The sequence below is a fragment of the Acinetobacter sp. AOR18_HL genome, assembly GCF_027855145.1.
Lineage (GTDB): Bacteria > Pseudomonadota > Gammaproteobacteria > Pseudomonadales > Moraxellaceae > Acinetobacter > Acinetobacter pittii.
The window spans coordinates 1-7,743 of sequence record NZ_JAKTIG010000047.1; the positions used below are offsets into that span (position 1 = coordinate 1).

The 7,743-nt window shown below is 43.0% G+C and carries 6 protein-coding genes and 2 pseudogenes; 6 read left to right on the top strand and 2 right to left on the bottom strand.

Annotation, left to right across the window (positions count from 1 at the left end; all coding sequences use genetic code 11):
- Window positions 1-86 precede the first annotated feature (86 nt).
- The 6 genes and pseudogenes from tnpA to MKL51_RS12620 all read left to right on the top strand — a co-directional run bounded on the left by tnpA (window position 87) and on the right by MKL51_RS12620 (window position 5,691).
- On the top strand, window positions 87-470 hold the full coding sequence (tnpA, locus tag MKL51_RS12595; RefSeq protein ID WP_004646130.1) for an IS66-like element accessory protein TnpA: 384 nt from the start codon (window positions 87-89) through the stop codon (window positions 468-470).
- Window positions 467-802 carry an IS66 family insertion sequence element accessory protein TnpB gene (gene tnpB, locus MKL51_RS12600; protein WP_004832949.1) on the top strand — a complete coding sequence of 112 codons (336 nt, stop codon included), beginning with the start codon at window positions 467-469 and terminating at the stop codon, window positions 800-802. The genes tnpA and tnpB overlap by 4 nt, the downstream gene beginning before the upstream one ends.
- A 74-nt stretch (window positions 803-876) precedes the next feature.
- A complete protein-coding gene (locus MKL51_RS12605) occupies window positions 877-2,481 on the top strand; it encodes an IS66-like element ISAba46 family transposase (RefSeq protein ID WP_017402503.1) in 1,605 nt (534 codons plus the stop codon).
- Window positions 2,472-3,196, top strand: a pseudogene (locus tag MKL51_RS12610) (IS5 family transposase). Before MKL51_RS12605 ends, MKL51_RS12610 begins: the two are co-directional and overlap by 10 nt.
- 493 nt (window positions 3,197-3,689) lie before the next feature.
- Complete coding sequence (locus MKL51_RS12615; protein WP_002126629.1) at window positions 3,690-4,685, top strand: zinc-dependent alcohol dehydrogenase family protein; 996 nt, start codon at window positions 3,690-3,692, stop codon at window positions 4,683-4,685.
- Window positions 4,675-5,691: a zinc-dependent alcohol dehydrogenase family protein gene (locus MKL51_RS12620; protein ID WP_002126642.1), complete on the top strand. Its 1,017-nt coding sequence runs from the start codon at window positions 4,675-4,677 to the stop codon at window positions 5,689-5,691. The genes MKL51_RS12615 and MKL51_RS12620 overlap by 11 nt, the downstream gene beginning before the upstream one ends.
- 49 nt (window positions 5,692-5,740) lie before the next feature.
- On the opposite strand, the pseudogene MKL51_RS12625 reads toward MKL51_RS12620, so the two are convergent.
- Both MKL51_RS12625 and MKL51_RS12630 read right to left on the bottom strand, forming a co-directional pair.
- Window positions 5,741-6,424 (bottom strand): annotated as a pseudogene (locus MKL51_RS12625) (substrate binding domain-containing protein); the annotation flags it as partial.
- Window positions 6,425-6,459: 35 nt separating this feature from the next.
- On the bottom strand, window positions 6,460-7,668 hold the full coding sequence (locus MKL51_RS12630) for an IS256-like element ISAba26 family transposase (protein ID WP_000343018.1): 1,209 nt from the start codon (window positions 7,666-7,668) through the stop codon (window positions 6,460-6,462).
- Between the last annotated feature and the right edge of the window lie 75 nt (window positions 7,669-7,743).

Sequence of the window (7,743 nt, forward strand, 5' to 3'; positions counted from 1 at the left end):
GTAAGCGTCCGCTGAACACACCTTCTGAATTCATCCTATAAGCCTTAATTTAGTCCACACTTAAAAACAAGTGGGGACTAAAATTTATGACTACAAATCACCAGACATCCATCGCATCTCTTGCGAAAAAACGAAGAACATACAGTGCTGAATTTAAACAGCAGATCGTTCAGGCTTGTAAAGCACCGGACGTTTCAATTGCTTCGGTCGCTTTGCAACATGGATTGAATACAAATCTTGTATCCAAATGGATTCGCTTAATTGATGCTAAGCCAGGGAATGATCGCTCACCACTACCGAATAAACCTGCATTTATTGCCTTATCTTGCTCTGCACCATTAGATCCTACTCCTACTGACATGTTAAAGGTTCAAATTACTTTACCCCACTCAAAAGCAGAAATTGGCTTGAAATGGCAAGTATCAGAAATATCTGCTTTAGCAGAATTACTCAAGGCACTTGCAACATGATCCGCATTGATGAAATCTGGCTTTCTACCCAACCTCTGGATATGCGAGCAGGGATGGATATTGTCATGGCTCAGGTGGTGAGAGCCTTTGGCTACATCAAACCGCATTGTGCTTACCTGTTCTGTAATAAACGTGGCCATCGCATGAAAGTGCTGGTACATGATGGACTGGGCATCTGGCTGTGTGCCCGGCGGCTGGAACAGGGAAAATTCCACTGGGCGCAGGTTCACCAGGGTGAAAGCATGGCGATAAGTCCGGAACAGTTACAGGCACTGATCCAGGGTTTACCTTGGCAGCGCATTGGACGACAGCAGGTGGTGACGATGCTTTAAACCAGACTGTTCCATTCTGCTATTCTCCAAACGTTCTATTTCATTCTTCTCATGACCTCAGGCATACTGCGGTCATGAATACGCTGCCTGACTTAAGCCAACTGACCCATGAACAACTGCTGGAATTCACCAGACAGTTGGCAATGCAGCATCAGTCTCTGGCAGAATCAAATCAAGAGTTAGAAAAATCAAACCAGCAATTGGATGCCAAAGTTCAACATCTTTCTATTCTCACTCAAAAATACGAGCATGAACTGGCGCTGTTTAAAAAGCACAAATTCGCCCAAAAGAATGAACACTTAACGGCAAAACAAATCCATCTGTGGGATGAAGCGGTTGAAGAAGATATTGCCGCGGTTGATCTAGAACTGGAGCGGCTGAATGCAGATAAAACCGATGCAGTGACACACAAAGCCACAGTCAATAAACCTAAACGTCGACCACTGCCAGATCATCTACACACCATCCGTATTGAGCATGAACCTGCATCAACCCAATGTGCTTGTGGATGCCAACTCCGGCGTATCGGCGAAGATGTCAGTGAAAAACTGCATTTCAGACCGGCACAGTTCTATAAGGAACAGCATATCCGTGGCAAATGGGTCTGTGATCAGTGCGACACCCTGACTCAGCAAGCGATGCCAGCCTATGTGATTGATAAAGGCATTGCTTCACCTGAACTGCTCAGCCATGTGTTGGTATCGAAGTATGCCGATCATTTACCGCTGTACCGTCAGCGCCTGATCTATCAGCGGGCGGGCATTGATCTGTCCAGATCCACGTTATCTGACTGGATTGGTCGCTGCGGTGTGGAACTGGAACCTCTGGCCAATGCCTTAAAACAGGTGGTGCTGCAACAGCGGGTGATCCATGCCGATGAAACGCCGGTCACCATTATGCGGATGGGTGAGAATGAGAAAAAACCGAAGAAAGGTTATGTCTGGGCCTATGCCACCACACAGTACAATCCAGTTCAAGCGGTGATCTATGACTTTCAGGATAGCCGTTCAGGTCAGCATGCAGAAGAGTTCCTGAATGGCTGGCAGGGCCATCTGGTCTGTGATGATTACAGTGGTTATAAAGCACGCTTTAAATCAGGCGATGTCATTGAGGTGGGCTGCATGGCACATGCACGTCGTAAATTTCATGAACTGCATGTGACCGGGAAAAGTCAGATCGCTGAACAGGCATTAGTGCTGATTCAGAAACTGTATGCCATAGAAGCAGAACTCAGGAAAAAGACCGATAGTACAGCAGAACACCGCCGCGAATACCGACAACAGCACAGCCAACCGGTGAGGCAACAACTGTATGAATGGCTCAACCAACATGATCTGACGGTGCCATCGAGTTCTCCAACCGCCAAGGCGATCAATTACAGTCTGAAGCGTTGGCCAGCCTTAAGCCGCTATCTGGATGATGGCAATCTACCCATTGACAATAACTGGGCAGAGAACTCAATGCGTCCCTGGGCATTGGGCCGTAAGAACTGGTTGTTTGCAGGTTCGCTGCGCAGTGGACAGCGAGCGGCAAATATCATGACTTTAATCCAGTCAGCAAAGCTGAATGGCTTGGATCCGTATGCCTATTTAAGTGATGTGCTGAAAAAGCTACCGACACATAAAGTGACCCAGATTGAAGAGTTACTGCCACACTGCTGGAAACCTAAATCGAATTAAAAAATTGGTATGGGATTCAGCGGACGCTTACATTTCATGGTTGTTATTGTTCAAAGAACAGTAGAAATATCATGGAAGCCATCTTATGGAAATTATGTACAGATGCAACATGGCGTGATTCCTGAAGAATTTTGTCCTTGGAAAACAGCATATAACCGCTTTAATCGTTGGGCGAGTAAGGGCTTGTGGGGTAAATTTTTTTAAACTATGAGGCGTATTGGATCAAGAATGGGTATTCATTGAGGGAAGCTACATACGCGCGCATCAGCATGCAAGTGGAGCTCGGCACGGTTTCAAGCGAGCAATTGGACGGTCTAGAGGTGAAAGAACCACAAAAATTCATCTTGCAACCGACGCGAATGGATTACCGATTGATTTTAAAATCACTGGAGGTGAACTCTATGACAGCCAAGTTGCGGAGCAGTTGATTGGTGAGGCAGATTATCTGATTGCAGATAAAGGTTATGATTCGGAAAAAATTAGGACATTGCCAAGAAAGCAAAATATTGTGCCGATCATCCCAATGAAATCAAATAGTAAGAGAGAAAATAAAGAATTTGATCGGTATTTATATCCTTTAAGTCATCTAGTTGAAAATGTCTTTGCGAGATTAAAACATTTCCGAGCGATAGCGACCCGATTTGATAAGCTTGCACGAAATTATCAGTCTATGATTTACATTGCTTGCATGTTAATTTGGTGCAAAGCCAAATGAGGACATGCCCTAGACATCAGACCTCCTTATTTTTTAGTTTTTATACTATAGTGCCCCATAGTATAAAAAAGCAATATTTTTTTATAAATCGAAAAATCAAAAGGGTCTTTAGCGAAAATTTTCTGTCTCTATTTTTAATTTTTTTAAATAAACATAGTAGAGCTTATGCGAAAGTCACAAAAAAATGGGAGCTAAAGCTCCCATTTTTTTTATTTTGGCTCATGTTCTTTGTAATGCTATGCTGTGACCTTTTAGAATTATGTTTCCAACTTTTAGCCAGTTTGTAGATATTTTGAACGTATCACACCTTAAAAATACTACCGATAGTTTAGATTAAAAATGCCTTTACAGACTGTACTAGACTATTTTTAGTAAGCGGATGATATTTATTATTCATTATTTAGGAATTATTAAATCCTATAAATATCATTTATTGGATTATTTTACTTTGGTACTGTGCATATCATCCCCCAGTTAAGAATAAGGAACAACTATGAATAAGATGATGAATGCTCTTATCCTAGAAAATTTTGGTGATCATGAATTTAAACGTGTAGAACTGCCTATACCTCAACCAGAGGCTGGGCAAGTTCTAGTACGTATTCATGCTAGTGGTGTAAACCCTATTGATTATAAAATTCGTCTTGGTGAAGCACCATATGCTATGCCAGAGCTTCCTGCCGTGTTGGGAACGGATATGGCTGGGGTTGTAACTGCTGTTGGTGAAGGTGTCACCCACTTCAACGTCGGAGATGAAGTTTACGGTCTGATAGGTGGCGTTCGTGGTATTCAAGGCTCTTTAGCAGAATATGTTGTAGCAGATGCTGATCTGATCGCATTAAAGCCACGGAATATCTCTATGCGCGAGGCAGCAGTACTACCATTGACATTCCTCACCGCTTGGGAAGGTTTAGTGGATAATGCGAAGGTCCAACCAGGGCAAACTGTACTGGTTCAGGGTGGTGCTGGTGGCGTTGGTTATATGGTTGTTCAGCTTGCAAAAGCACTTGATGCAAATGTTTGGGCGACTGGTCGTACAGCTGATCAATCACTGATTTCAGAACTCGGTGCAACACCTCTCGATTACACAACAGCATCTTCCGATGACATTATTGCTGCAAGCCCTGAGGGTCAAGGTTTTAACATTGTTTACGACACTGTGGGTGGTCCAGTACTCGAAGCTTCACTTTCCATGACAACTCACTATGGCCACATTACCAGCTGTGCTGCATTTGGTAATCATAATTTAGCGAGTTCATCTCTACGGTGTGCCACAGTGTCTGGCGTATTCGTCCTAATGCCGATGTTAACAGGCAATCGCCGTGCTCATCATGGTGATATCCTTAAGATCGCGACTCGTCTCGTTGAGGAAGGTAAACTGCGTCCTATTGTTGATCCTCGTCATTTTACTCTAGACCAAGCGATTGAGGCTCATGATGCTGTTCAAGATCGCTCTGCCAATATTAAGGTCGTGATTGATGTCATTTAACGCACTTCAGGCCAAGACTTGGCGCTTCAATAGTATTGGAGATACAGATGTTCTGACATTAGAAACACTTCCTGTTGCTTTACCAGCAGCAGGAGAAGTTCTAATCCAGATGAAAACGATCGGACTCAACCGGGCTGATGTAATGTTTCGGCGTGGTACTTATATTCAAAAGGCAGTATTCCCTTCTCGTCTGGGATATGAGGGAGCAGGCATAGTTCTGGCAATAGGTGAAGGTGTACGCCAATTTTCTCCAGGAGATGCAGTATCGATTCTTCCGACTGACAATCTAGCCAAATATGGGACATATGCGGACAAACTTCTGATTCCAGAAACTTTTTTAGTTCACAAACCCGATAGTTTAAGCTGGGAAGAAGCTTCTTCAATCTGGATGCAGTATTTGACGGCTTGGGGTGGTGTAATCAATGCTGGTGGAGTTTCGAAAGGAAAAACGATCTTGATCACAGCAGCTTCAAGTAGCGTAGGACTAGCTGCGATACAGATAGCTGAAGCAGCGGGTGCTAAGGTCATTGCAAGTACACAGACGATAGAGAAAAAGCAACGTTTACTGGATCTCGGTGTTAAAAATGTTATAGCCACTGAAGATGAACCAGATTTGTATGAGGCGCTTGTTTTACGTTTAGGTGGAGAACATCTTGATGTCGCCTTCGATGCTGTAGGAGGGCCTCATATTGAACAGATTGCAAAAGCGATGTCTGTAGGAGGAACTATGGTTATGCATGGTGCACTTAGCCCTGAGATCACACCATTTCCCCTTAAAGTTGCATTACGCAAGAGCTTAACCATGCGAGGTTTTTTGTTCCTTGAGGTTCTCCATGATCCTGTTCTAAGGGAGCAAGCCAGACGATTTATTCTTAGCAGTATAGGTGCAGGATATCTTCGTCCAGTGATCGACTGTTGCTTTAACTTTGAGGACATGCATGACGCTCAGCGCTATCTTGAATCAAATCAGCAAATAGGAAAAATTGTAGTTACTCTAAATACATGATGGTCTTATCTGATTTCTACTTTCTAGAAAAAAGTTAGTTCCATCTGATTCAGGTTTCTATATGGCCCAACACTTCCGCTAAGTAATCAAACAATGCTCGGATTCGCAAAGGTGTCGGGCCCCGCTGTGGACGATATAAATACAGGCGCCAAACGGGAGAGGTTTCCTTATGAAGTATCTGAATGAGCTTACCACTCCTAAGCCACGGCAAAACTAGAAATCCAGGCATGTGTCCGAATCCAACTCCAGCGAGAATAGCTTGAAATTCAGCTTCTAGATCATCTGTAATAAAACGAGGCTTTGATGGCGTGAAGCTTCGACTTTCGGTGAATGTCCATGGCCAGTAACGCCCTGTTTTATGATCGAATAGTGCTGTTAGAGGGTATTTATCAAGGTCAATAATTTTTTTAGGCATTCCGACCTTATCAATTAACTCTGGCGTACCCACAGAATAAAAGTTCACTTTAGCCAATTCCCTTGCCACATATCGATTGTCCGGCAAAAATCCAAATCTGATCCCGATATCTATCCGCTCATCGATCACATCCGAGTGTGAATCTGTTAGCACACAATCCACGACAATATCTGGATAACGTGTGGCAAATTCTGCTAGTGCGGGTACTACCAATTTGCGCCCTAACACAGACGACACAGTAAGACGGACAGTCCCATGCATTTCATCTCGTTTTTCCTTGGTGTCTTTTACAAACAAAGCATCGATCGATCCCACCGCAGAGCCTGTAAATTATTTTGTGTAAGTTCCATTTTTTATAAATGATCTTTTAATCGATCATCGAACTGAATCGTAAACCAATTCATTGCTAAACGCCAATTTTGAATTGGCATCGTCCATTTCTTCGCAGCATTTGATGTTGCTAAGTAAATGACCTTCTTTACTGAGTCATCAGATGAAAAGATTTTCCTTTTCTTCGTTGAATGGCGTATTACGCTATTCAACGACTCAATCGCATTTGTTGTATAAATTGCATGACGTATTTCGGCTGGATAGCTAAAGATCGTTCGGATATTTTCCCAATTGGCCCGCCAGGATTCTCCAATTTTGGGATACTGGTGATTCCATTGATCACAGAAGATGTCTAGGGATTTTAAAGCATTTTCCTCTGTACTTGCCTGATAAATCGCTTTCAGACCCGACGTAACAGCTTTGTAGTCTTTCCAGCTTACAAATCTCAGGCTATTGCGTACAACATGCACGATACACAGTTGAATATCAGTATGAGGGTAAACAGAGGCTATCGCGTCAGGGAAGCCTTTTAATCCATCTACACAGGCAACAAGAATGTCCTGTACTCCTCGATTTTTTAGCTCTGTCATGACTGACAGCCAGAATTTGGCACCTTCTGTCTGAGCAATCCACATACCCAGTAATTCTTTTTGCCCATCCATATTGATGCCTAAAGCAAGGTATACGGACTTGTTAATCACATTGGAGTGCTGACGGACTTTGACAACAATACAGTCAAGATAGACAACAGGATAAAGGCTATCTAAGGCTCTATTTTGCCACTCAGTCACTTGCTCAATCACAGCATCGGTAACTTTGCTGATGAGAGATGCTGACACATCGGCATCGTACATTTCTTTGAAGAAGGCTACAATTTCCCTATTAGTCATTCCTTTTGCATACAGTGAGAGGATTTGGTCATCCATACTGGTGATGCGTGTTTGGTGCTTTTTGATAATTTGTGGCTCAAATGAACCTTCTCGATCACGGGGAATATCTAAAGCCAGTTGTCCATCTTGAGTTGTAATGGTTTTAGAACTAAACCCATTACGGCTATTTGAGCCTTTCTTGGGCTGATGCTTTTCATAACCGAGATGGTCTGAAAGTTCAGTATTGAGTGCAGTTTCAATCATGAATTTTTTAAAGACTGCTGTCATTTGGTTTAAGTCTTCTGGTGTTTTTAGACCTTTAGCCAATTCGGCAGCCATACTTTTGATTGTTGCTTCATCCATGTGAAGTACCTTTTGTAATTATCCTCTGAAGGATAAATGAAAATTAAGTACTTACACAAAATTTAGAACAGTCCC

Bases quoted from the DNA above. Each gene is read 5' to 3' on its own strand.
- tnpA (WP_004646130.1), top strand. From the start codon at position 87: ATGACTACAAATCACCAGACATCCATCGCATCTCTTGCGAAAAAACGA.
- tnpB (WP_004832949.1), top strand. From the start codon at position 467: ATGATCCGCATTGATGAAATCTGGCTTTCTACCCAACCTCTGGATATG.
- MKL51_RS12605 (WP_017402503.1), top strand. From the start codon at position 877: ATGAATACGCTGCCTGACTTAAGCCAACTGACCCATGAACAACTGCTG.
- MKL51_RS12615 (WP_002126629.1), top strand. From the start codon at position 3,690: ATGAATAAGATGATGAATGCTCTTATCCTAGAAAATTTTGGTGATCAT.
- MKL51_RS12620 (WP_002126642.1), top strand. From the start codon at position 4,675: ATGTCATTTAACGCACTTCAGGCCAAGACTTGGCGCTTCAATAGTATT.
- MKL51_RS12630 (WP_000343018.1), bottom strand. From the start codon at position 7,668: ATGGATGAAGCAACAATCAAAAGTATGGCTGCCGAATTGGCTAAAGGT.